20 protein-coding genes are annotated in these 20,731 nt (G+C 64.1%); 19 read left to right on the plus strand and 1 reads right to left on the minus strand.

The annotated features are described in order from the left end of the window. The first annotated feature begins 407 nt into the window (after positions 1-407). From CSZ94_RS28040 to CSZ94_RS16450, 13 genes are all read left to right on the plus strand, one after another. Positions 408-554, plus strand: a complete 147-nt coding sequence (locus CSZ94_RS28040) for a hypothetical protein (RefSeq protein WP_180977506.1) — start codon at positions 408-410, stop codon at positions 552-554. Positions 555-624: 70 nt separating this feature from the next. Next, the gene (locus CSZ94_RS16395; protein WP_102122487.1) at positions 625-795 is read left to right on the plus strand and encodes a Flp family type IVb pilin; all 171 of its coding nucleotides are present in this window, start codon (positions 625-627) and stop codon (positions 793-795) included. A gap of 131 nt (positions 796-926) precedes the next feature. Continuing rightward, complete coding sequence (locus CSZ94_RS16400; protein ID WP_102122488.1) at positions 927-1,520, plus strand: A24 family peptidase; 594 nt, start codon at positions 927-929, stop codon at positions 1,518-1,520. A gap of 27 nt (positions 1,521-1,547) precedes the next feature. Further along, on the plus strand, positions 1,548-2,903 hold the full coding sequence (locus CSZ94_RS16405; RefSeq protein WP_180977507.1) for an ATP-binding protein: 1,356 nt from the start codon (positions 1,548-1,550) through the stop codon (positions 2,901-2,903). A 16-nt stretch (positions 2,904-2,919) separates the two neighbouring features. Further along, positions 2,920-3,762, plus strand: a complete 843-nt coding sequence (cpaB, locus tag CSZ94_RS16410) for a Flp pilus assembly protein CpaB (protein WP_102122490.1) — start codon at positions 2,920-2,922, stop codon at positions 3,760-3,762. Between the two features lie 24 nt (positions 3,763-3,786). Further along, complete coding sequence (locus CSZ94_RS16415) at positions 3,787-5,331, plus strand: type II and III secretion system protein family protein (protein ID WP_102122491.1); 1,545 nt, start codon at positions 3,787-3,789, stop codon at positions 5,329-5,331. Positions 5,332-5,341: 10 nt separating this feature from the next. Continuing rightward, positions 5,342-5,620 (plus strand): pilus assembly protein, encoded by a 279-nt coding sequence (locus tag CSZ94_RS16420; RefSeq protein WP_102122492.1) that lies wholly within the window; start codon positions 5,342-5,344, stop codon positions 5,618-5,620. Between the two features lie 37 nt (positions 5,621-5,657). Next, entirely contained in the window at positions 5,658-6,818 is a 1,161-nt protein-coding gene (locus CSZ94_RS16425; protein ID WP_102122493.1) for an AAA family ATPase, read from the plus strand. Between the two features lie 46 nt (positions 6,819-6,864). Then, a complete protein-coding gene (locus CSZ94_RS16430; protein ID WP_102122527.1) occupies positions 6,865-8,211 on the plus strand; it encodes a CpaF family protein in 1,347 nt (448 codons plus the stop codon). Between the two features lie 6 nt (positions 8,212-8,217). Continuing rightward, positions 8,218-9,192, plus strand: a complete 975-nt coding sequence (locus CSZ94_RS16435) for a type II secretion system F family protein (RefSeq protein ID WP_102122494.1) — start codon at positions 8,218-8,220, stop codon at positions 9,190-9,192. 41 nt (positions 9,193-9,233) lie between these two features. Continuing rightward, positions 9,234-10,166 (plus strand): type II secretion system F family protein, encoded by a 933-nt coding sequence (locus CSZ94_RS16440; protein WP_102122495.1) that lies wholly within the window; start codon positions 9,234-9,236, stop codon positions 10,164-10,166. Then, positions 10,163-10,975: a LytR C-terminal domain-containing protein gene (locus tag CSZ94_RS16445; RefSeq protein ID WP_102122496.1), complete on the plus strand. Its 813-nt coding sequence runs from the start codon at positions 10,163-10,165 to the stop codon at positions 10,973-10,975. The genes CSZ94_RS16440 and CSZ94_RS16445 overlap by 4 nt, the downstream gene beginning before the upstream one ends. A 50-nt stretch (positions 10,976-11,025) precedes the next feature. After that, on the plus strand, positions 11,026-13,248 hold the full coding sequence (locus CSZ94_RS16450; RefSeq protein ID WP_146009816.1) for an Ig-like domain-containing protein: 2,223 nt from the start codon (positions 11,026-11,028) through the stop codon (positions 13,246-13,248). A 78-nt stretch (positions 13,249-13,326) separates the two neighbouring features. Here the strand turns inward: CSZ94_RS16450 and CSZ94_RS16455 are convergent, their stop codons facing one another. Beyond that, complete coding sequence (locus CSZ94_RS16455) at positions 13,327-14,109, minus strand: inositol monophosphatase family protein (RefSeq protein ID WP_102122498.1); 783 nt, start codon at positions 14,107-14,109, stop codon at positions 13,327-13,329. Positions 14,110-14,304: 195 nt separating this feature from the next. On the opposite strand from CSZ94_RS16455, the gene CSZ94_RS16460 reads away from it, so the two are divergent. The 6 genes from CSZ94_RS16460 to CSZ94_RS16485 all read left to right on the plus strand — a co-directional run bounded on the left by CSZ94_RS16460 (position 14,305) and on the right by CSZ94_RS16485 (position 20,463). Continuing rightward, positions 14,305-15,069 carry an RNA methyltransferase gene (locus CSZ94_RS16460; protein ID WP_102122499.1) on the plus strand — a complete coding sequence of 255 codons (765 nt, stop codon included), beginning with the start codon at positions 14,305-14,307 and terminating at the stop codon, positions 15,067-15,069. Then, complete coding sequence (locus tag CSZ94_RS16465; protein WP_102122500.1) at positions 15,066-15,968, plus strand: LysR substrate-binding domain-containing protein; 903 nt, start codon at positions 15,066-15,068, stop codon at positions 15,966-15,968. Before CSZ94_RS16460 ends, CSZ94_RS16465 begins: the two co-directional genes overlap by 4 nt. Before the next feature lie 92 nt (positions 15,969-16,060). Continuing rightward, positions 16,061-17,239, plus strand: coding sequence for an MFS transporter (locus CSZ94_RS16470; protein ID WP_258001031.1), 1,179 nt, complete (start codon positions 16,061-16,063; stop codon positions 17,237-17,239). 86 nt (positions 17,240-17,325) lie between these two features. Next, positions 17,326-17,850, plus strand: coding sequence for a hypothetical protein (locus tag CSZ94_RS16475; protein WP_102122501.1), 525 nt, complete (start codon positions 17,326-17,328; stop codon positions 17,848-17,850). 10 nt (positions 17,851-17,860) lie between these two features. Continuing rightward, positions 17,861-19,507, plus strand: coding sequence for a GMC family oxidoreductase (locus CSZ94_RS16480; protein ID WP_102122502.1), 1,647 nt, complete (start codon positions 17,861-17,863; stop codon positions 19,505-19,507). Then, a complete protein-coding gene (locus CSZ94_RS16485) occupies positions 19,504-20,463 on the plus strand; it encodes an esterase/lipase family protein (RefSeq protein ID WP_102122503.1) in 960 nt (319 codons plus the stop codon). Before CSZ94_RS16480 ends, CSZ94_RS16485 begins: the two co-directional genes overlap by 4 nt. Positions 20,464-20,731: the final 268 nt, after the last annotated feature.

Here is a 20,731-nt window from a genome sequence, read left to right on the forward strand (position 1 = left end):
CGGCTGTGAAGGGCTTGGGTCATGGCGCTGGCGGTGAGGTGACAGGAATCAACAGTGTACTCAACAGGCGCCTGGCTTTGAAGTAGGGCAAGCTGCGAATAGGAATATGATCACCCAATTCTAAACACGTAACCACTTGACGTCGATTTACAACAAGCTGGACGTTGCCAACCGCCTGGAACTGTATGTGTACGCGGTGAAGAACGGGCTTGCGGCGCCCCAGGAATGCTGATGTCAGTACAAATGTACTGATGCCATGTAGGAAAAAAGGCTCTTTTGTACCGGCAATAAAATGACTTTTGTCTGATTGGTATCAATGTGTCTTTCCATACAATACCGTTATCAGCAATCGGTGATTGTCGCTGAGTTAGCCAGACTGAAAATGCGAACGGTGACAGGAGCTGGAAATGTGCTTGAACGATGCTGGGACGGGTGAGCTTGCGTATTTCTTGCAAGATCAAAGTGGTAACTCATTTTTCGAACATGCTTTGCTGCTGTCGCTGATGGCCGTGGTGTTCCTGCTTGCGCTGCTGGCTATATGCAAGGGTTTATAAGTGATCAATTTACTGCTTGCATCAGCAGTCCCACATGACGTTGTTAACACTTACTCCGAATGGATTAATCATGAATTTCATCAAAAATTTTATCGCTGAAGAAGATGGCGTGACCGCAATCGAATATGGCCTGATCGCCGCACTGATCGCGGTTGCAATCGTTGGCCTCGTAAAAGCCGTGGGCACCGATCTGGGTGCGGTGTTTACAAAAATATCGACCAATCTGAAGTCTGCGCCCTAGTAATCGCCACACGTGCAATGGTGTCGTGCCCGCTTCCGGGCGCGCGCCGATGGTGGCCCGGATCAGCTTGTATGGCGCCGGGCCATTGTTGTTTGTGCCTCAGTCATCGTGCTTCCCGTACCGATTAACCCATGTATACCGATCTTTTCCTGACCTGGTCGTCGGCAGTCCTGCTGGCCGGTTTGCTGCTGCTGGCCGTGTACCATGACGTGCGCAGCCGCCGCATTCCGAATCGCCTGGTGTCGACTGGCGCGCTGGCCGGACTGTTGCTTAACGCAGTGTTGCCGGCCGGTGCAGGCCTGTTGACGGCCACGCCCGGCGCCCTCGGCGTCTGGCCGGCCCTGGGCGGCCTGGCCCTGGGCCTGGCGTTGTTGCTGCCGATGTATGCGCTCAAGGCGCTGGGTGCTGGCGACGTGAAATTGATGGCGATGGTGGGGGCCTTTGTCGGCCCGCAGACCGTCTTCTTTTGCCTGCTGGCCAGCCTGCTCGCGGGCGGCGTGCTGGCACTGGCCGTGGCCGCTTTTCACGGCACCTTGCGCCAGGTTGGCAGCAATAGCTATCACATGGTCTTGAACAGCTTCATGCGTGCCATCGCGGCGCAGCGGCCCGATATCGACGTGCCAGTCGTGCCGAGCGGCCAATTGCCCTATGCCATCGCCATCGCCAGCGGCACCTCACTCTACCTGCTGCTGGCCGCCAGTGGCCAGTTGGGAAGGTTCGCATGATCCATGGCGTCTTCTACACCTGTGCCCATGCCTGCTGATCTGCTTGCCGCGCCAGCGTCCCAGCGTGCCCCACGCAGCGTCGAAGAGACGGGCTTGCCCTTCTTTTTCCTGGTCGAACTGCTGGTCAAGGTGCTGTTCCAGCGGGGACAGTTGCACCTGCCCGAGCTGGCCGGCTACGTCAAGCTGGGCCTGGGCGTGATCGACCCCGTGATCGTCTTCATGCGGCAGGAAAAAATGTGCGAAGTCATGCGCCGCGGCGCCAGCGGCACGGATGCCGACATCCATTACCAGTTGACGGACAGCGGCCGCCAGCGCGCCATCGAGTGTCTGGCGCGCAATGCCTATGCGGGCCCATGCCCCGTGCCGCTGGCTGCCTACAATGCGCAGGTGGCGGCGCAAAGCGTGGCCAACATGCATGTCACGCGCCCGCAAGTACAGACCAGCTTCGACGGCGTGGTGGTCAATCCTGCCGTGCTCGACCAGCTGGGCGCGGCCATGAATTCCGGGCGCGCCATTTTCATTTACGGCGCCGCCGGCAGCGGCAAGACGTACCTGGCCGAACGCCTGCAAGACTTGCTGCAAGGAGCCATTGCCCTGCCTTACGCCATCATGGTCGATGGCGAAGTCGTGCCCTTTTATGACCCGGTGCTGCATTTGCCGGCGGCGCAGCAGCAGGAAGCACCGGCCGGCATCGAGCGCGCCGTGCAACTCGACGCGCGCTGGGTGCGCGGCGTGCGCCGTCCGGCCGTGCTGACAGGCGGCGAGCTGACCCTGGAAATGCTGGACCTGCGCTTCGATAGCGTGACGCGTCTGTACCGCGCGCCGCCGCACCTGAAGGCCAACAACGGCATTTTCATCATCGACGACCTGGGGCGCCAGCGCTGTTCGCCGCTGGAACTGATGAACCGCTGGATCGTGCCCATGGACCGCGCCATCGATTACCTGTCGCTGCACAACGGCTACACCTTCCAGGTGCCGTTCGACGTGGTGGTGGTGTTTTCCTCGAATTTCCTGCCCGAGCGCCTGTCGGATGCGGCCTTCCTGCGCCGTCTGGGCTACAAGATCGAAGTGCCGGCGCTCAGCGCAGCGCACTACGAAACCGTGTTTCGCCAGACGTGCTCCACCTATGGCGTGGAGTTCGACACGGCCGCCTTTGCCTTCCTGCTGCAGCGCCATGCGCGCGGCGCGACGCCCTTGCTGGCCTGTTATCCGCGCGATCTGCTGCGCCAGGTACGCGACCTGGCCCGCTACGAGGGCACGGCGGCGCAACTGAATGAGCAGGTGCTGGACTGGGCCTGGAACAATTATTTTGCCGGCGCGAATCAGCGCCAGGGCGCCGATGACATGGCCGTGCAAGAGCGGCGTGAACCGAAATCAAGCTGAAGTCAGAGGAAAAACGATGCGAAATACCCGTGCTTTACTCATGTTGCTGCTGGCCTTGGTGCTGGCCGGTGCCGCCGTGCTGACGGCGGCGATCTGGATGGGCGGTCAAAGTACGCCGTCGAGCCAGAAGATCGTCGTGGCCCTGATCGATATCGGCGTGGGCACGAAGATCAATCCGCTCATGTTGCGCAGCATGGACTGGCCCGCAGGGGCGCAGCCGCCCGGCGCCTTTGCCGACAGCAAGGCGCTCGACGGGCGCATCACGCGCACGGCCATCAGCCTGGGCGAACCGGTGCTGGAAAGCAAGCTCGCGCCACCGGGCACGACCGGTGGCCTGTCGTCCATCGTGGCCGATGGCAAGCGCGCCATGACCGTGCGCGTCAACGATGTGGTGGGGGTGGCGGGCTTTGCCTTGCCTGGCAACTTTGTCGACATCCTCGTCAATACCCAGGATGACCGTGCAAAGGCCAGCGGTGGCGCCGAACTGGCCATTTCCAAGATCGTGCTTGAACGCATACTGGTGCTGGCCGTGGCGCAGGAATCGAACCGCGATGACAACAAGCCCAAGGTGGTCAATGCCGTGACCCTGGAATTGACGCCGGACCAGGTGGAAAAGCTCGACCTGGCGCGCAGTGTGGGCGCCTTGTCGCTGGTGCTGCGCAACCAGAGCGATCCGGCGCCCGTCAACACGGGCGGCGCCACCAAGGAATTGCTGCTGGGACTCAAGCCGCTGGTGCCCGTCGCCGCACCGCGCGCGGCTGCGCCAGCGCCAGCGCGGCAGGCGCCGCGTGCTCCTGCACCACCGGCCGAGAGCGTCAAAGTGATCACGGGCATGGACACGCGTGTCCAGCAATTTTAAAAATTTCAGAACCAGGGATAGTTGATGACCTCATTTCGTACCCGTATCGTCAGGCCCCGCTTGACCTTGGCCCTGGCCCTGAGTGGCTTGACGGCGAGCTTGCTGTGGCAGCCCGGCGCCAGCGCCGCGCCAGCCTTGCGCAAGGCGGAGACTGCCAGTAAGACGGCCGAAGCGGCAGCGCCCTTGTCGCTGGGGGCCGATATCGCCCGGCTGGGTCCGCCGATCCGTTTGTCCGTTGGCAAGTCGACCTTGCGCAGCCTGACGCGCGCCGTCTCGCAGATCGCCGTCAATGATCCGAAGGTGGCGGGCGCCAGGCTGCTGGGCAGTTCCAGCGAGCTGTATATCTGGGGCCTGGCACCGGGCAGCACCAATCTGATTCTGTGGGACAAGGATCACCGTCCCGTGATCGTCGATATCGAGGTCGGCGTCGATGCCGACGGCTTGCAGGCGCAACTGGCGCTTGTATTTCCCCGTGAAACAGATCTCAAGGCCAGCTCGGCCGGCGGCGCGATCGTGCTGACGGGCATGGTCTCGGATGCCGTCAAGGCCAGCCAGATCATGGCCATGGCCACGGCGTTCGCACAGCGGGGCGCCGGCGAAGCGGCGGCACCGGTTGCCACGGCGGGTGTGATGCCAGTGGCCAGTGCCGCAGGTGCCACCGGTGCTGGCGCCGCCGGCGTGAGCGTGATCAATATGCTGACCATCGCCGCACCGCAGCAGGTGATGCTGGAAGTAAAAATCGCCGAGGTCTCGAAAACCCTCGTCGACCAACTGGGCGCCAGCATCGGCGCGCGCGCCAGCAGCGGCAACTGGACCTACAGTTTTCTGTCGAACTTGTTGAGCGGCAACCCCAGCATGATCGATGGTTTCAACGGTAAAAACGGCAATTTCCTCACGCTCGATGCGCAAAAGCGCGACGGCCTCGTGAAAGTGCTTGCCGAACCGAACATCATGGCCATCAGCGGCCAGGAGGCCAGCTTCCTGGCCGGCGGCAAGATCTACATTCCCGTCTCGCAAGACAGCGCCACCAACAAGATTACCTTGGAAGAAAAGGAATTCGGTATCGCCGTCAAGTTCACGCCCACCGTGCTCGATGGCGGGCGCATCAACCTGAAGGTGGCGCCGGAAGTGTCGGAACTCAACAAGGACGGCATCGGCATCAGCACGGGCGGCACCGCCGGCAGCGCCATCCTGCCGGCGTTTACCACGCGGCGCGCCACCACTACCGTGCAATTGTTCGACGGCCAAAGCTTTGCCATCGGCGGCTTGATCAAGAACAACGTGACCACGAATATCAAAGCGCTGCCGATGCTGGGCGAGATTCCCGTGCTGGGCGCCTTGTTCCGCAGCAGCGATTTCCAGACTGACCGCACCGAACTGGTGTTCATCATCACGCCGCGCCTGGTCAAACCGCTGGCCGCCGACTACGTGCTGCCGACGGATGCCTATGTGGCGCCTAGCCGTGCGCAGTTTTTCCTGCAAGGAAAGATGGAAGGCAATCCCAAGGCGCCGCCAGCGGCCGATAAACAACCGGGCGCCGCAGCGGCGACCGGCTTCGACATTCAATAGGAGAGTGAGCATGCAGCGTCCTCCATTTCTTCCCCTGCTGTGCGTGCTGCTGGCGTCGTTTGCCGCCAGCGGCTGCGCCACCACGCCGCAGTTCGACCGCAACTTTGGCCGCAGCGTCGATTTGCTGCGCGCCCAGCAAGTGATCAACCCGCAGGCGGGACTGAACCGCGACCCGGTGACTGGCCTCGATGGCAAGGCGGCGGTGGCGGGCTACAACGCGTACCAGAAGTCGTTCAGCGCGCCGGTGCCGCAATCGGGCGCCATGACGATCAGCCTCGGACGCCAATGAACATGTCACCGTTATCACAGAACAGGCAAGGCATATCGTGAAAATCGCCATCATATCCCGGGATGAAAAAGCACTGGCCGAGCTGGGCCGCCTGGTCGGTAACCGCAATCCGGCGGACGACGTCGATGCGCGCAGCGGACCGCTGGAGCAACTGTATTCGGCGCAAGAGCTGCCCGATGTGCTGATGTTCGACCGGCCCGGCAACGATGGCGCCGACCTGGCCGCCATCGAGCGCCTGAGCAATCAGTTTCCGCGCCTGGCCGTCATCCTGCTGTGTCCGCAGCATTCGCCCGACTTCCTGCTGCAAGCCATGCGTGCCGGCGTGCGCGAAGTATTGCCGTCGCCCGCCGCTGCCGCCAGCATTTACCCGGCGCTCGAGCGCATCGAGGAAAAACTCGAGCGGCGCGACAATGGCAATGGCAAGGTGCTGGCCTTCATTTCCTGCAAGGGCGGCAGCGGCGCCACTTTCATCGCCACCAACCTCGGCTATGCCCTGGCGGCCAGCGGCCACAAGCGTGTTGCCCTGCTGGACCTGAACCTGCACTTCGGCGATGCCTCGCTGTTTGTTTCCGAGAGCAAGCCGCTGGCCACCCTGGCCGACGTGACGCGCGACATCCACCGCCTTGACCCGTCGTTCCTTGCATCGAGCATGCTCAATGTATTGCCCAATTTCAGCGTCCTGGCGGCACCGGAAGACCCGGCCCATGCCAGCGAAGTGCTGCCCGAACATATCGACGCCATCATCAAGCTGGCGCGGCGTCAGTATGACTTCGTGGTGCTCGACGTGGGGCGCAACCTCGATGCGGTCAGCGTGCGCGCGCTTGACCACGCGGACCTGATTTTCCCCATCCTGCAAACGACCTTGCCGTACATCCGCGATGGCAAGCGCCTGCTGGGCATGTTCCGTTCGCTGGAATACGACAAGGACAAGGTGCGCCTGATTGTCAACCGGCACGACAAGGGTGGCGAAATCCGCTTGCAGGACCTGGAGGCGGCATATGGCACCACGATCGACCGCACGGTGCCGAATCATTATGCGTCGGCCGCCGCATCGGTCAACCAGGGCATGCCGATCTTGCAGCTGGACAAAAACAGTCCCATCACGCGCTCGCTGCAGGAGTTTGCCGCCAGCCTGACGGGCGTCAGCGTCGAAGCCGCGCCGCAGGGCTGGCTCAGCCGCGTGCTGCGGCGCGCCTAACACCACCCGAACAGGAATTCTCATGGCAACTTCTCCCGCTTCCAATCTGTCGATCCGCGAGCGCCTCGGCAATGGCAAGATCGCCACCCTGACGCCGCAGCGCGCGCCGTCCATCGACAACCGCAGCTACCGCGAACTGAAACAGCGCATCCACGCGCTGCTGCTCGAGCGCGTCGACCTGGAAAGCATGCAGCGGCTGACGCAGGAACAGATCCGCGATGAGTTGCGCAGCCTGGTCGAACGCCTGCTCGACGAAGAAGCCGTGGTCATCAACGATGCCGAGCGCAAGAACCTGACGCGCGACATCCGCAACGAGATGCTCGGTTTTGGCCCGCTGGAAACCTTGTTGTCGGACCCGACCGTGTCGGATATTCTCGTCAATGGCCACAAGCAAGTGTATGTCGAGCGGCGCGGCAAGCTGGAATTGACCGATGTCGTGTTCAATGACGATGCCCATCTGATGAAGATCATCGACAAGATCGTCTCGCGCGTGGGTCGCCGCATCGACGAATCGAGCCCCATGGTCGATGCGCGCCTGCCCGATGGGTCGCGCGTCAACGCCATCATCCCGCCGCTGGCCATCGACGGACCCGTGATGTCGATCCGGCGGTTTTCCGTCGATCCCCTGCGCCTGGCCGACCTGGTCGCCTATACCAGCATGACGGCCGAAATGGCCGAGGTGCTGCAGGGCCTGGGCAAGGCGAAGATGAATATCCTCATTTCCGGCGGCACGGGCAGCGGCAAGACCACCATGCTGAACGTGATTTCCGGCTTCATCGGTCACACCGAACGCATCGTCACGGTGGAAGACGCGGCCGAGCTGCAATTGCAGCAGCCGCACGTGGTGCGCCTGGAAACGCGCCCGCCGAATATCGAAGGCAAGGGGGAAGTGTCGCAGCGCGCGCTGGTGCGCAATGCCCTGCGGATGCGTCCCGACCGCATCATCCTTGGCGAGGTGCGCGGCGCCGAAGCGCTCGACATGCTCGGTGCAATGAACACGGGCCATGAAGGCTCGATGGCCACCATCCACGCCAACACCCCGCGCGACGCCATTACGCGCCTGGAAAACATGATTAGCATGGCGGCCGCCAACCTGCCCAGCAAGGCCATCCGTCAGCAGATCAGCTCGGCCATATCGGTGGTGGTGCAAGTGTCGCGCTTGATCGACGGCAAGCGCAAGGTCACGTCGATCCAGGAAATCACGGGCATGGAGGGCGATGTCATCACGATGCAGGAAATCTTCAGCTTCAAGCAGACGGGGGTGGGGGAGAGCGGGGCGGTCGTCGGGTATTTCTCGGCCAGCGGCATCCGTCCCCATTTCCTGGAACGCCTGAAGAGTTTTGGTATCGGCATTTCCAGCGCGGTCTTCGAGCCGACCGGCCCCGGGCGCTGACGCGGTATGGCTTATCTCTCGTATCTGGTGTATCTGTTGATCTTCCTGGCGGTCATGCTGCTGGTCGGCGCCGTTTACTTCAACCTGCAGTCGCGCGGCGCAGGTGCCGGGCGTGTGGCGCGCCGCTTGCGCGCGATGAATACGGCCAGCGACGACGCGCAGAAAACCGTGTCGATCACCAAGAACCGGCAGCTCAGCTCGCATGCGGGCGTACAGGGCTTGCTGGAGGCACTGCCCGGCGTGCCATGGCTGGACCGCTTGCTGCTGCAGTCGGGTAAAAACTGGAATGTGGGCAAGCTGCTCGGCTATTGCTTGCTGGGCTGGCTGCTGGGGCTGCTGCTGGGCGGTCTCAGCCCCTTGTCCTGGTATTTGCGTCTGCTGTTGAGTCTTGCCTGCGCTGCGCTGCCCTTCTTTCTCGTGGCCCGTGCCAAGGCCAGCCGGCTGGTGCGCATCGAGCAGCAGTTGCCCGAGACGCTGGACATGATGAGCCGCGCCATGCGCGCCGGCCACGCCTTTCCCACGGCCCTGAAAATGGTCGGCGACGAGATGACGGGCCCCCTGGCCGATGAATTCCGCACCGTGTTTGATGAAGTCAATTTTGGCGTGGCGATGTCCGATGCCCTGTCGGGCCTGGCAGCGCGCGTGCCCAGCACGGACCTGCGCTATTTCGTCATTGCCGTGCTAATCCAGCGTGAAACGGGCGGCAATCTGACGGAGTTGCTAAACAGTATCAGCGCCATCATCCGCGACCGTCTTAAATTGATGGGTCAGGTGCGCGTGCTGTCGGCCGAGGGGCGCATGTCGGCCTGGGTGCTCGGTTCGCTGCCCTTTGGCGCCGCGCTGATGATGCAGGTGACAAACCCCGAGTTCCTCTCCGTGTTGTATACGGACAGCGGCGGCCGCAAGATGGTGGCGATGGCCTTGGGCATGCTGGTGATTGGCATCTTTTTCATCCGCAAGATTGTCCGGATTCGCGTGTGAGGCCATGAAATGATGCAATTGACTATACAGAGGGTGGCACGATGAGCGGCTTGCAGATTGGACTGTTGGTGGTGCTGTTCCTGATCGTGTTCGGCATCGTCCTGGTGCTGGCGCGCTTGTTTGCGGGCAACGCGGTGCAAGTGCGGCTCGATACCCTGGACGTCCAGAAAATAGATACCGGCAAGGTTGGCCGGATGAACCAGCGCTGGCTGGGCCACCTGATCAGCCTGACACGTCCGCTGGCCAAGTTATCCTTGCCTGAAGAGGGCTGGGAAGTATCGCCCATCCGCATCCGCTTCATTAATGCCGGCTGGCGCAAGAGCACCGCGCCGGCGCTGTTTTACGCGGCCAAGACGGGGCTGGCACTGCTGTTTCCCTTGCTGGCCTATCTGCTGCTGCGGCACGGCGAGCACAACCTGTTCCTGTGGCTGGTGCTGGCCGCGGCCCTCGGCTATTACCTGCCCGACTTCTGGCTCAAGCATTGCCTGAAAGAGCGGCAGCGCGAAATCTTCGAAACCTTTCCCGATGCGCTGGACTTGATGACCGTCTGCGTCGAAGCGGGTCTGGCCATGGATGCGGCGCTGGCGCGCGTAGCGCAGGAAATCGGCATGAAAAGTGAAATCTTGGCGGAAGAATTGCAATTGGTGACCCTGGAACTGCGCGCCGGCAGCGCCAAGGACAAGGCCTTGCGCAACCTGGCCCTGCGCACGGGCGTGGAAGATGTCGATGCGTTGGTGACCCTGCTGATACAGGCGGAGCGTTTCGGCACCAGCATCGCCGCTTCCTTGCGCGTGCAGTCGGACGAGCTACGCACCAAACGGCGCCAGCGTGCCGAGGAAACGGCGGCGAAGATTGCGCTCAAGCTGCTGTTTCCCCTGATTTTCTTCATTTTTCCGTCCTTGCTGGTAGTGCTCATGGGGCCTGCCCTGCTGCAGATCCGCCGCGCCCTGCTGCCGGCGATGGGAGGGGTATGACGCTGCGCTGGTTCAGGTTGCCTGTCTGGTGGCTGCTGGCGTGCCTGCTGCAGGGCTGTACGGCCACGCACGTTACGCCGCAGTGGCAGGTACAGGGCGTCCAGCGCATCAGCCATTCCGCAGGCCAGAATGCCTCCACGTATTTTGAATTGGGCAAGTTTTACCAAGCACGGGGCCAGCTTGTGCTTGCCGCCGAAGCCTTTGCCGCCTCGATCGCCCTTGATCCGCAGCAACTGGCGGCGCGCAATGCGCTGGCCGTGCTCGACGCGCGCCAGGGCCGGCTGGAACAGGCTGTCACGGCGCTGCTGGTGCTGGTACGCGACTTTCCCGAGGCTGCCCAGCCCCTGAATAATCTCGGCTATGTGTATTACCTGCAAGGGGAGCTGGCGCAAGCGTCCGGCATGCTCGAGCAGGCCATGGCGTGCGATGGCGGCACGGCACTGGCGCGCAATAACTTGCAACTGGTACAGGCGGCGCAGCTGGCGTTGGTGCCGGCCGCGCCAGCCGTGGCCGTCGCACCGGAGGCGCTGGCCGAGATCGAAATCATCAATGGCAATGGCATACGCGGCATGGCGGCGCAGGTGCGCTTGCGCGTGCAGGCGCGGGGCATGGCGGTCAGCCGGCTGCGCAACCAGCCCGGTTTTCGCCAGGAACGCAGCCAGATCCAGTACGCGCCCGGCCACGCACGCCAGGCCGGCGCCTTGCGTCTAGCCCTGGCGCAGCGGGGGGAGGCGATGCAACTGGTGGCCGTCGCCAGCCAGGGGCGCGGCGCCGGCATCCGCCTGATTCTGGGACGCGACCAGGCCTGAACGAGATAGCAGTAACACATGATCAGCAGCAAAATAACAGGGAGAAGTGCATGTCTGGATTGATGAGTAGCGGTGTGTCGGCGCGCTGGGCGCTGTGTCTGGCTGCCGGCACGGCAGTGACGTTGCTGGCTGGCTGTGGTGGGGGCGGTTCCGGCAGCAGCGATTGCAGCACCTTGGACCCGAGCCGCAATCCGAACCTGCCCGGCTGCGTGGTGCCACCCGTGACGCCAGTCGTTCCGGTGCCGGCGACCCTGGCGCTGAGCCTGAAAGACGGGGCCGGCAAGACGACCACTTCGGTCAGCCCGGGCAACAGCGCCACCGTGCAAGCCGTCGTGAAAGATGGCAAGGGTGCGGTGCTGTCGGGTGTCTTGCTGAGCTTGAACAGCAGCGACAAGAGCGCCAGCTTCACCCCGGGTGCGGCCAGCGCCCTGACGGACGCGAACGGCGTGGCCAGCATCGTCATCGCAGCCGGCAGCCAGAGCGGCGCTTTTGCGCTGACGGCCAGCGCCACGGTGAATGGCAGCGTGTTGACATCGGGTATCAATTACACGGTGGTCTACCCGACCCTGACCCTGGGCGGCGTGGGCGTCGTGCCGGCAACCCTGTCGGCGGGCGGCACGGCTGGCCTGAGCGTGACGGTGATGAATGGCGCGGCCGTGTATGCGCCGGTACAGTCTGTCGTCTTCAGCTCGCCTTGCGCTACGGCCGGCAAGGCGGCCATCAGCAGTCCCGTGAATACGGTCAATGGCGTGGCCAGCACCTCGTACATCGACAAGGGCTGCGGCGCGCCCGACGTGATCACGGCCAGCAGCGTCTTCAATGCCACCACCTTGAGCCAGACAGGCACCCTGACAGTGCAGACGGCCAGTGCCGGCCAGATCGGCTTTGTCTCGGCACTGCCGCAAAACATCGCCCTGAAAGGCACGGGCGGGGCGGGCCGGCAAGAGTCGTCCATCGTCACCTTCAAGGTGCTCGACAGGAACGGCAATCCCGTCAGCGGCAAAACGGTCAGTTTTTCGCTCAATACCACGGCAGGCGGCCTGAGCCTCAATCCGGCGCAATCGACCAGCGGCGCCGACGGCAGCGTCAGCACCACGGTTGCTTCCGGCACCGTGAACACGCCGATTCGTGTCACGGCCACCCTGCAAGGCACCAGCCTGTCGACGGTGTCGGACCAGCTGGTGGTGTCCACTGGCGTGCCCGAGCAGGACAGCTTTACCCTGAGCACGTCCATGTTCAATACGGAAGGCGCCGAATATGCCGGCTGCACCGCGCCAACGGGCGCCACCATCACGGCGCGCCTGGGTGACCATTTCCACAATCCCGTACCCGACGGCACGGCCGTCAGCTTCACGGCCGAAGGCGGCACCGTCGATGCATCCTGTCTGACGGGCCTGGTCAACACCACCTTGACGGACGGTACGGTGATCACGCAGAAGGGCATACCGGGTTCCTGCAGCGTGCGTTTCTGCCCCGGCAATCCCCGTCCGCTTGACGCCCGCGTGACCATCCTGGCGTACGCCCTGGGCGAGGAAAGCTTTGCCGATACGAATGGCAACAATCTGTTCGAGAACGGCGAGACCTATGTCGACCTGGGCGAGCCGTTCCGCAATGACCGTGCCATTGTTGGCCGCAATGCCAATTTCAAGGATGACGCCTACAGCACGGGCAATGCCATGCGCGCCGATGGCGAACCGTATATCGATTCGAATGGCAGCGGCAGCTGGGATGCCGTGGGCGACAAGCAGTACAACGGCGTGCTGCGTTCGGCCTCCAGCGTCAATGCCACGGCCGCCAACACCGTGCATATACGCCAGGCGCTGGTGCAGGTGCTGTCCGGCAGCACGGCGCGTTTCACGCCCTTGGGCGCTGCCACCATCGATCTGGACAAGTGCGTCGATGGCACTGTGTTCGAGAACAAGGTTCACACCTTCCCGCTCGCCATCCGCGACAGCAATGACACCGTGTTTGCCATGAATCGTGCCGCCGTCACGGGGCAGGCGCTGGACTTGCCCGGCAATCCGTTGCCGGCGGGAACGACGATCAGCTTCTCGGCAAGCAATGGCAGCATCGTCAGCGGCACCAGCTTTGTCGTACCCAGCATCGACAGCGCCAGTTCCGCGAACTGGATCTATCCGGTGCAGATGATCAGCGACGTGACCCAGATCGGCACCGCGTGTCAGCCGAACAACGTGCGCAACGGCCTGTTGACAGTGACGGTACGCACGCCGAATGGCATCTTGACATCGATGTCGTATGGCGTCAGCGACTGATCGCCATACCTGCGGGCAATAAAAAAGCTGCCAGAGTTTCCTCCGGCAGCTTTTTTCACATCAGAGCGCGCCTGGCGCTCAGGCGAATGGCGTCAGCAGGGTGATCATCTGGCCAAAGATCTTCGGGCTGGCGGCGATGACGTCGCCCTTGTAGAGGTAGTCCGACTCGCCGGAAAATTCACCGACGATGCCGCCCGATTCCGTGATCATCAGGGCGCCGGCGGCGATATCCCAAGGCTTCAAGCCTTTTTCGTAGAAGCCGTCCAGGCGGCCGCAAGCGACGTAGGCCAGGTCCAGCGCGGCCGAGCCGGCGCAACGCACGCCCTGGCTGCGTTCACCCATGATCGCGTACATCTTCAGGTATTCATCCAGCGCGCGGGCGCTGCCGGCCACGTAGCCGGTGCCCAGCAGGGCGTTCGAGATGCGGTCGAGCTTGGTGACGCGGATACGTTTTTCGTTCAGGTAGGCGCCGGCGCCCTTGGTGGCCGTGAACAGGTCGTTGCGTACCGGATCGTAGATGACGGCTTGCGTGACGACGCCGCGATGCGCGAGGGCGATCGAGATGCAGTATTGCGGGAAGCCGTGGATAAAGTTGGTGGTGCCATCGATCGGGTCGATGATCCACTGATATTCATTCTCGTCGTGCGAGTTGGCGGAAGCTCCCGATTCCTCAGCCAGGAACGCGTGGTCCGGGTAGGCTTTGGACAGCACTTCAATGATGGCTTGTTCGGCCGCCTGGTCGACGTCGGTGACGAAATCGTTATGTTGTTTTTCCGTGACGACGACGCGGTCGAGGTCAAAAGAGGCGCGATTGATGACGGCGGCGCCGCGGCGGGCGGCTTTGATCGCCGTGTTGAGCATTGGGTGCATGTGAGCTTCCGTTAAAAGCACGCGACCGCCCAGCGTCGCCTTGCGGCGCCGGTACGATAGAGTGCAAGAATGAATTAAAGAGCGGAGCGGTGCCGAAGTGGTTAAAATCCCGGCCTGGCGTCAGCGTTTTGTGACTCCGTTCCCCGAAATTTCCTGTATCGATACCGCGCAATAGCGCTATTTTAAATGAATCTGCCCGAAATCAACACGTCTCTTTTCAAACGCCTGCGATTTATTCTTGTCGAAACTAGTCGTCCTGGCAACATTGGCGGCGTCGCGCGGGCCATGAAAACGATGGGTTTTTCCGATCTGGTGCTGGTCAATCCGCGTTTTCCCGATGCCTTGACGGATGCGGAAGCGGTGGCCTTCGCCAGCGGCGCGCAGGATATTCTGTCTGGCGCGCGCATCGTCGGCTCGATCGCCGAAGCGCTCGAAGGCTGCAATTACGCGGCCGCCGTGTCGGCCCGCTTGCGCGAATTCTCGCCGCCCGTGACCTCCCCGCGCGCAATCGCGGCCCAGCTGGCCGCCAGTGCAGACCTGCACGCGGCCGTCATCTTCGGCAACGAGCGCTTCGGCTTGCCCAACGAGATCGTCGAGCAGTGCAATGTGCTGATCAACATTCCCGCCAATCCCGCGTATTCCTCGCTGAACCTGTCGCAGGCGGCGCAGGTCGTCGCTTATGAGTGCCGCGTCGCGGCCCTCGGCGATGGGCAGCTCGCCAGTCCCGTCGGTTTCCACGGCGACGCGGCCAGCCTGGCGCAGGTCGACGGCATGTACGATCACTTGCAGCAGGCGCTGGTGGCCATCGATTTCCTCGACGCCGACAACCCGAAAAAGCTCATGCCCCGTCTGAAACGCCTGTTTTCGCGCACGGGGCTGGAAACGGAAGAAGTCAACATCCTGCGCGGCTTCGCCCGCCATATCCTGGCGATGGCGAAAAAAGGCCCATGATAGAAACCCGGCTGCTGCGCCAGTTCATCGCCGTCGCCGAGGAACTCAATTTCCGGCGTGCGGCCGAACGGCTGCACATGGCGCAACCGCCCTTGTCGCAGGCGATTCTGCGCCTGGAAGCATCGCTGGGCTATCCCGTATTCGAGCGCAGCAACCGCAAGGTCAGCCTGACCCCGGCCGGCAGCACTTTTCTGGCCACGGCGCGCCAAGTGCTGGCCAACCTGGAAGAGGGCGTGGCGGCCACGCGCCGCGTGGCGCAGGGCATCGAGGGGCATTTGCGGCTGAGTTTTATCCACATCACGCCATACGCCCACGTATTGCGCGCCTTGCGCACATTCCGCGCCGCCTCGCCGGCCGTGCAATTCACCTTGCGCGAGGCGTCGACGCAGCAGCAAGTCGAGTGGCTGGAAAAAGGCGAGGTGGATATTGCCCTGCTGCGCGCGCCGGGACGCAGCACGCCGGGCTTGCGCTTCGAGCGCCTGTCGGGCGAAGACATCCTGGTGGCGCTGCCATCCGATCACCGCTGCGCGGGCCAGGCGCGGGTGGACCTGGCGGACCTGGCCGATGATGATGTCGTCGCTTCACCGCGCGCGCTGGGCCAGGGTTTTCATGACCAACTGGCCAGCCTGTGCCTGCACGCGGGCTTCGTGCCGCGCGTGGTGCAGCAGGCGCGCCGATTGCAAACGGTGCTGGGCCTGGTGGCGGCCGGTTTCGGCGTGGCCCTGCTGCCGGCCGGTCTGGCCGCGTCCATGCCCGCCGGTGTCGTCATGCTCCCGCTGCAAAGTGATGCGCCCGAGCCGCTGCGCCAGCTCGACCTGTACATGGCCTGGGACCCGCAGCGCGATTCTCCCGTGCGCGAGCGGCTGCTGGCGCAGCTGCGGCTGTCGGCGCTTCAATGAGACGTTTAGTATCTCATTCCAAGATAAATAAGATATTTTACAGATGACGGCCCAGGGGCCAGCATGGCGTTTTTGCCTGTCCTGGAGACGTCATGTCCATCGTTTCATCGCGCAGCAGTGCGCTGCCGCCCGCCATTTACCTTCTTTCCCTGTGCAGCTTTGCCTTCGGCCTATGCGAATTCATCGCCGCCGGCTTGCTGTCGCCCATGGCGCGCGACTTGCATGCCAGCGTGGCGGCGGCCGGTGGCGCCATCGCCGCATATGCGCTGGGCGCGGCCATCGGCGCGCCGGTGCTGACGGCCATGCTGGCGCGCCACCCCACGCGCCAGCTCCTGGTGGCGACGATGGCCGTGCTGGCGGCCGGCAGCGTGGCCATGGCGCAAGCGCCGGCACTGGGCGCGCTGCTGGGCGTGCGCTTTGTCGTGGGCCTCGCGCATGGCGTGTTCATGGCCGTGGCCTCGCATGCGGCCACCAGCCTGGTCGACCCTTCCCGCGCGGGAAGGGCACTGTCCATCGTCTGGCTGGGCCTGACCCTGGCGCTGGCCGGCGGCGTGCCGCTAGGGACCTGGCTGGGCGCCATCTCGTCGTGGCGCTGGGTATTCGCCGCCATCGGCGTGCTGGCCCTGTGCGGCGGTGCCGGCTTGCACTTCGCCATGCCTGCCGCGCGCCAGGAGGCGATTGTCGCATCGCCGCTGGCCAGCCTGCGCGCCATCTTGCAGCCGCCCCTGCTGCTGGCGGCCGGCGTGGCGGCGCTGGTCAGCGTGGCCACCTTCAGTTTTTTCACGTATCTCTCTCCCTTCCTGCTGCAGTTGGGCGGACTCGATGCAGGCTGGCTGGGCGCCGCCATGCTGTGCTTTGGCGTCTGCGCCATCGGCGGCAACCTGCTGGGCGGGCATTGTGCCGATGGCGCACGCGCGGATGGTTCGGCCATGCTGGCCCTGGCCGCGCTGGCGCTCAATCTGCTGGGGTTTTATGTGCTGCGCGCCCAGCCACTGCTTATGCTGGCCCTGTGCGGCACCTTGGGCTTGCTGTTTTTTGCCCTGGTCACCCTGTCGACCATGCGTTTGCTACGCCTGGCGCAGCAGCATTGCCCGGGCAGCGACGCGGTGGCGGCGGGCCTCAATATCGCCGCCTTCAATGCGGGGACGGCCGCCGGCGGTGCGCTGGGCGGCGTGCTGATCGTCGCCAACGGCTTGCCCAGTATCGCCATCGGCGGCGCGCTGGCGGCGCTGCTGGCCATGCTGTTGTTATGCTCTCAGTCGAAAAAATAGATGCACCTCTCTAGGTTTTGCGCGTGGACAGCCACTTCCTTTGACGTACACTGACTCGCAAAAGGCCGAACAAAACAAGGGGAGACATGGGAATGCGACGCAGATCGTTTCTGAAACTGGGCTTGCTGGGCGCCTGTGCGCTGGCCGCCGGCGGCGCCGCGTACCGCGCGCTGCGGGGGCCGGCCGCGCCTGGCCGCTTCGCGCTCGATGGCGCTGCGCGCGCGGCGCTGGCGGCCATCGTGCCGGCCATGCTGGGTGTGGCCTTGCCACACAGGGGCGATGCGCGCAGCAAGGCCCTCGATGGCGCCATCGCCGGCGTGGACACGGCCATCCATGGTCTGCCCCTGGCGGCCCAGCAGGAAGTGCAGGACCTGTTTGGCCTGCTGGCGCTGGCACCCGCGCGGCGCTTTGTCGCCGGCGTGCATGGCGGCTGGCCCGAGGCCGACCCGGCCCAAGTTGCCGCCTTCCTGCAGTCGTGGCGTATGCACCGCCTGGCCACCCTGCAGACGGCCTATCTGGCCCTGCACGATCTTATCCTCGGTGCCTGGTATGCCGATGCCGCCCACTGGGCCGCCATCGGCTATCCGGGACCGCTGCCCGAATTGAGCTGACAAGGCCACCATGCGCACATCCCCCATACCCGACCCCATCGCCATCGGCGTGGCCAGCGGCTGGCACGTCACCGACGCCAGCACCTTGAACACCGACCGCACGCTGGAGGCGGATGTCGTCGTCATCGGCAGCGGCGCCGGCGGCGGCGTGACGGCGGAAATCCTCGCGCTGGCCGGCCTGAAAGTGCTGATCGTCGAAGAGGGCGGCTTGAAGTCCTCCAAAGACTTCAAGATGCGCGAAGCGGACGCTTATCCCACCCTGTACCAGGAATCGGCCGCGCGCAAGACGCGCGACAAGGCCATCAACATCCTGCAGGGGCGCACGGTGGGCGGCTCCACCACCGTCAACTGGACCTCGAGTTTTCGCACGCCGCCCGGCACCCTGGAATACTGGCGCCAGCATTTTGGTTTGTCCAGCTACTCGGTGGACGCCATGGCGCCGTGGTTCGCCATGATGGAAAAACGCCTGCACGTGAGCGACTGGGCCGCGCCGCCCAACGAGAACAACGATTTGCTGCGCCGTGGCGCCACGGCGCTGGGCATACCGACTGCCGCCATCCGGCGCAATGTGAACGGCTGCTGGAATCTCGGCTACTGCGGCATGGGCTGCCCGACCAACGCCAAGCAGTCGATGCTGGTGACGACGATCCCCGCCGCGCTGGCGCTGGGCGCGGGCCTGCTCGTGCATGCGCGCGCCGAGCGTTTTACCTTCAAGGGCGAGCGCATCGACAGCCTGCAGGTGACGGCGCTCGACGCCGCAGGCCAGGCGCCGACAGGCGCGCGCCTCACGCTGCGCGCCAAACATTTCGTGCTGGCCGGCGGCGCCATCAACTCGCCGGCGCTGTTGCTGCGCTCGCAGGCGCCCGATCCGCACGGCTTGCTGGGCCGGCGCACTTTCCTGCATCCGACGGTGATCTCGGCGGGCTTGTTCCCGCAGCGCGTCGACGCCTACGCGGGCGCGCCGCAAACGATTTATTCCGACCATTTCCTGCACGTGGCGCCCATCGATGGTCCTATCGGCTACAAGCTCGAAGCGCCGCCTCTGCATCCGCTGCTGATGGCCACCACCATGGGCGGCTTCGGCGATGAACATGCGCGCACCATGCGCGAATTCCCCCACGCGCACGGCCTGCTGGCGCTGCTGCGCGACGGCTTTCACCCTGACTCGGCGGGCGGCAGCGTATCCGTCGATAGTTTCGGCGCGCCCGTGCTTGACTATCCGCTCACGCCCTTCATCTGGGATGGCGCGCGGCGCGCGCTGCTGTCGATGGCGGAAATCCAGTTCGCCGCCGGCGCGAAAAGCGTGTATCCCGTACACGAGCTGGCCAGCCACTATACGAGCTGGGCGCAGGCGAAGCAGGCCATCAACGGCTTGCCCTTCAAGGCGCTGCTGACGCGCGTGGTATCGGCCCACGTGATGGGCGGCTGCGCCATGTCGGACGATGCGCGCCTGGGCGTGACGGGGGCCGATGGCCGCTACCACGGTGTGCGCAACCTGTCGGTACACGACGGTTCACTGTTCCCCACCTCGATCGGCGCCAATCCGCAACTGACGATCTATGCGCTGGCCGCGCGCCTGGCCAGCGGCCTGGCGCAAGTGATGACGGGCAAGCCGGCCCCCGTGCCCATGCCTGTCGCCGCCCCAGCCGCCGCATGATCGCGCGCATCCTCAAGTGGCTGATGCTGTTGCAGGTGCTGGCCGTGCTGGGTTTTGCCTGCCTGGCCATGCAGGCGTGGGGCGTCGCGTCGCCCGTCATGGCCGTGCTGCTGGCGGTCGCCATGCTGCTGGCCGTGCGCGCGCTGATCGTGGCGCGCAATTTCTGGCAGAGCCGGCACCTGGGCAGCCCCGTGCCGCCGGAATATCAGTTGGACGTCATGGGCGCTGCGCGCCTGTTCCTGGGCGAGCTGCGCGCCACCCTGTGGACGTCGTCGTGGGGCATGCTGCGTCCGCGCCTGCATGCGGCCGACTGCATCACGCCTGGCCAGGGCTTGCCGGTGCTGCTGGTGCACGGCTATGTGTGCAATCGCGGCTACTGGACGCAGCTGAGCGCCCAGCTGGCGCGGGCCGGCATCGCGCATGATGCCGTTGATCTGGAGCCCATCGTCGCCGACATCGAGGCGTTCGTGCCGCAAGTGGAACGGGCCATCGTGGCGCTGTGCGCCCGTACGGGCAGCAACCGCGTCATCATTGTCGCCCACAGCATGGGTGGCCTGGTGGCGCGTGCCTGGCTGCGCCATTATGGCGCGGCCCGCGTGGCGCGCATCATCACCATCGGTACGCCGCACCACGGCACGGCGCTGGCCAACCTGGCGGCGGGGACGAATGCGCGCCAGATGAGCCGTATCAATGGTGCGCCGGACGCCTGGCTGGCGCAGCTGGCCGCCAGCGAGACGCCGGCACTGCGCGCCCTGATCACCTCGATGTATTCGCAGCACGATAATATCGTCGCGCCGCCAACTTCCGCCCACTTGCCCGGCGCGCGCAATCTGGCCTTCGGCGGCATCGGCCACGTGGCGCTGGCCAGCGATGCGCGCGTGCTGCGTCAGCTGGTAGCGGAAATCACTATCAAGTGCGAAGCCGTCCAGCCACCGTGCTGCTCCCATTTTTCCTGAATCCTGTTGTGTTTTGTCTGCATGGCAAGACTGTCTCTTTTGACTCTGCTATTGCCCAGGTCTAACAGGTACAGGCCCAGAAAATGCTGTTTTCCACTGGCGTCCTGTATTAAGCTAGCATCACGAAGGTGATGGCCAGCAATGATTGACTAGGCCGTATGCGCCGCGCCACGTGCATCCGCATGCAAGATAGTTGCAGGGATGCATGGCAGGATGTTGTAGGATTAGCATGTTGCTGCGCAAGCGGAAAAATGGGTGCAGGCAAAAA

Source organism: Janthinobacterium sp. ROICE36 (assembly GCF_002869965.1).
Classification (GTDB): Bacteria; Pseudomonadota; Gammaproteobacteria; order Burkholderiales; family Burkholderiaceae_D; genus Janthinobacterium.

Excerpts from the sequence above, each read along its gene's own strand:
- CSZ94_RS16460 (WP_102122499.1), top strand. The coding sequence starts at position 14,305 with ATGAATCTGCCCGAAATCAACACGTCTCTTTTCAAACGCCTGCGATTT.
- CSZ94_RS16455 (WP_102122498.1), bottom strand. The coding sequence starts at position 14,109 with ATGCTCAACACGGCGATCAAAGCCGCCCGCCGCGGCGCCGCCGTCATC.
- CSZ94_RS16395 (WP_102122487.1), top strand. The coding sequence starts at position 625 with ATGAATTTCATCAAAAATTTTATCGCTGAAGAAGATGGCGTGACCGCA.
- CSZ94_RS16405 (WP_180977507.1), top strand. The coding sequence starts at position 1,548 with ATGCCTGCTGATCTGCTTGCCGCGCCAGCGTCCCAGCGTGCCCCACGC.
- CSZ94_RS16440 (WP_102122495.1), top strand. The coding sequence starts at position 9,234 with ATGAGCGGCTTGCAGATTGGACTGTTGGTGGTGCTGTTCCTGATCGTG.
- CSZ94_RS16435 (WP_102122494.1), top strand. The coding sequence starts at position 8,218 with ATGGCTTATCTCTCGTATCTGGTGTATCTGTTGATCTTCCTGGCGGTC.
- CSZ94_RS16445 (WP_102122496.1), top strand. The coding sequence starts at position 10,163 with ATGACGCTGCGCTGGTTCAGGTTGCCTGTCTGGTGGCTGCTGGCGTGC.
- CSZ94_RS16420 (WP_102122492.1), top strand. The coding sequence starts at position 5,342 with ATGCAGCGTCCTCCATTTCTTCCCCTGCTGTGCGTGCTGCTGGCGTCG.
- CSZ94_RS16480 (WP_102122502.1), top strand. The coding sequence starts at position 17,861 with ATGCGCACATCCCCCATACCCGACCCCATCGCCATCGGCGTGGCCAGC.
- CSZ94_RS16450 (WP_146009816.1), top strand. The coding sequence starts at position 11,026 with ATGTCTGGATTGATGAGTAGCGGTGTGTCGGCGCGCTGGGCGCTGTGT.
- CSZ94_RS16400 (WP_102122488.1), top strand. The coding sequence starts at position 927 with ATGTATACCGATCTTTTCCTGACCTGGTCGTCGGCAGTCCTGCTGGCC.
- CSZ94_RS16470 (WP_258001031.1), top strand. The coding sequence starts at position 16,061 with ATGTCCATCGTTTCATCGCGCAGCAGTGCGCTGCCGCCCGCCATTTAC.
- CSZ94_RS16475 (WP_102122501.1), top strand. The coding sequence starts at position 17,326 with ATGGGAATGCGACGCAGATCGTTTCTGAAACTGGGCTTGCTGGGCGCC.
- CSZ94_RS28040 (WP_180977506.1), top strand. The coding sequence starts at position 408 with ATGTGCTTGAACGATGCTGGGACGGGTGAGCTTGCGTATTTCTTGCAA.
- CSZ94_RS16465 (WP_102122500.1), top strand. The coding sequence starts at position 15,066 with ATGATAGAAACCCGGCTGCTGCGCCAGTTCATCGCCGTCGCCGAGGAA.
- CSZ94_RS16415 (WP_102122491.1), top strand. The coding sequence starts at position 3,787 with ATGACCTCATTTCGTACCCGTATCGTCAGGCCCCGCTTGACCTTGGCC.
- CSZ94_RS16485 (WP_102122503.1), top strand. The coding sequence starts at position 19,504 with ATGATCGCGCGCATCCTCAAGTGGCTGATGCTGTTGCAGGTGCTGGCC.
- cpaB (WP_102122490.1), top strand. The coding sequence starts at position 2,920 with ATGCGAAATACCCGTGCTTTACTCATGTTGCTGCTGGCCTTGGTGCTG.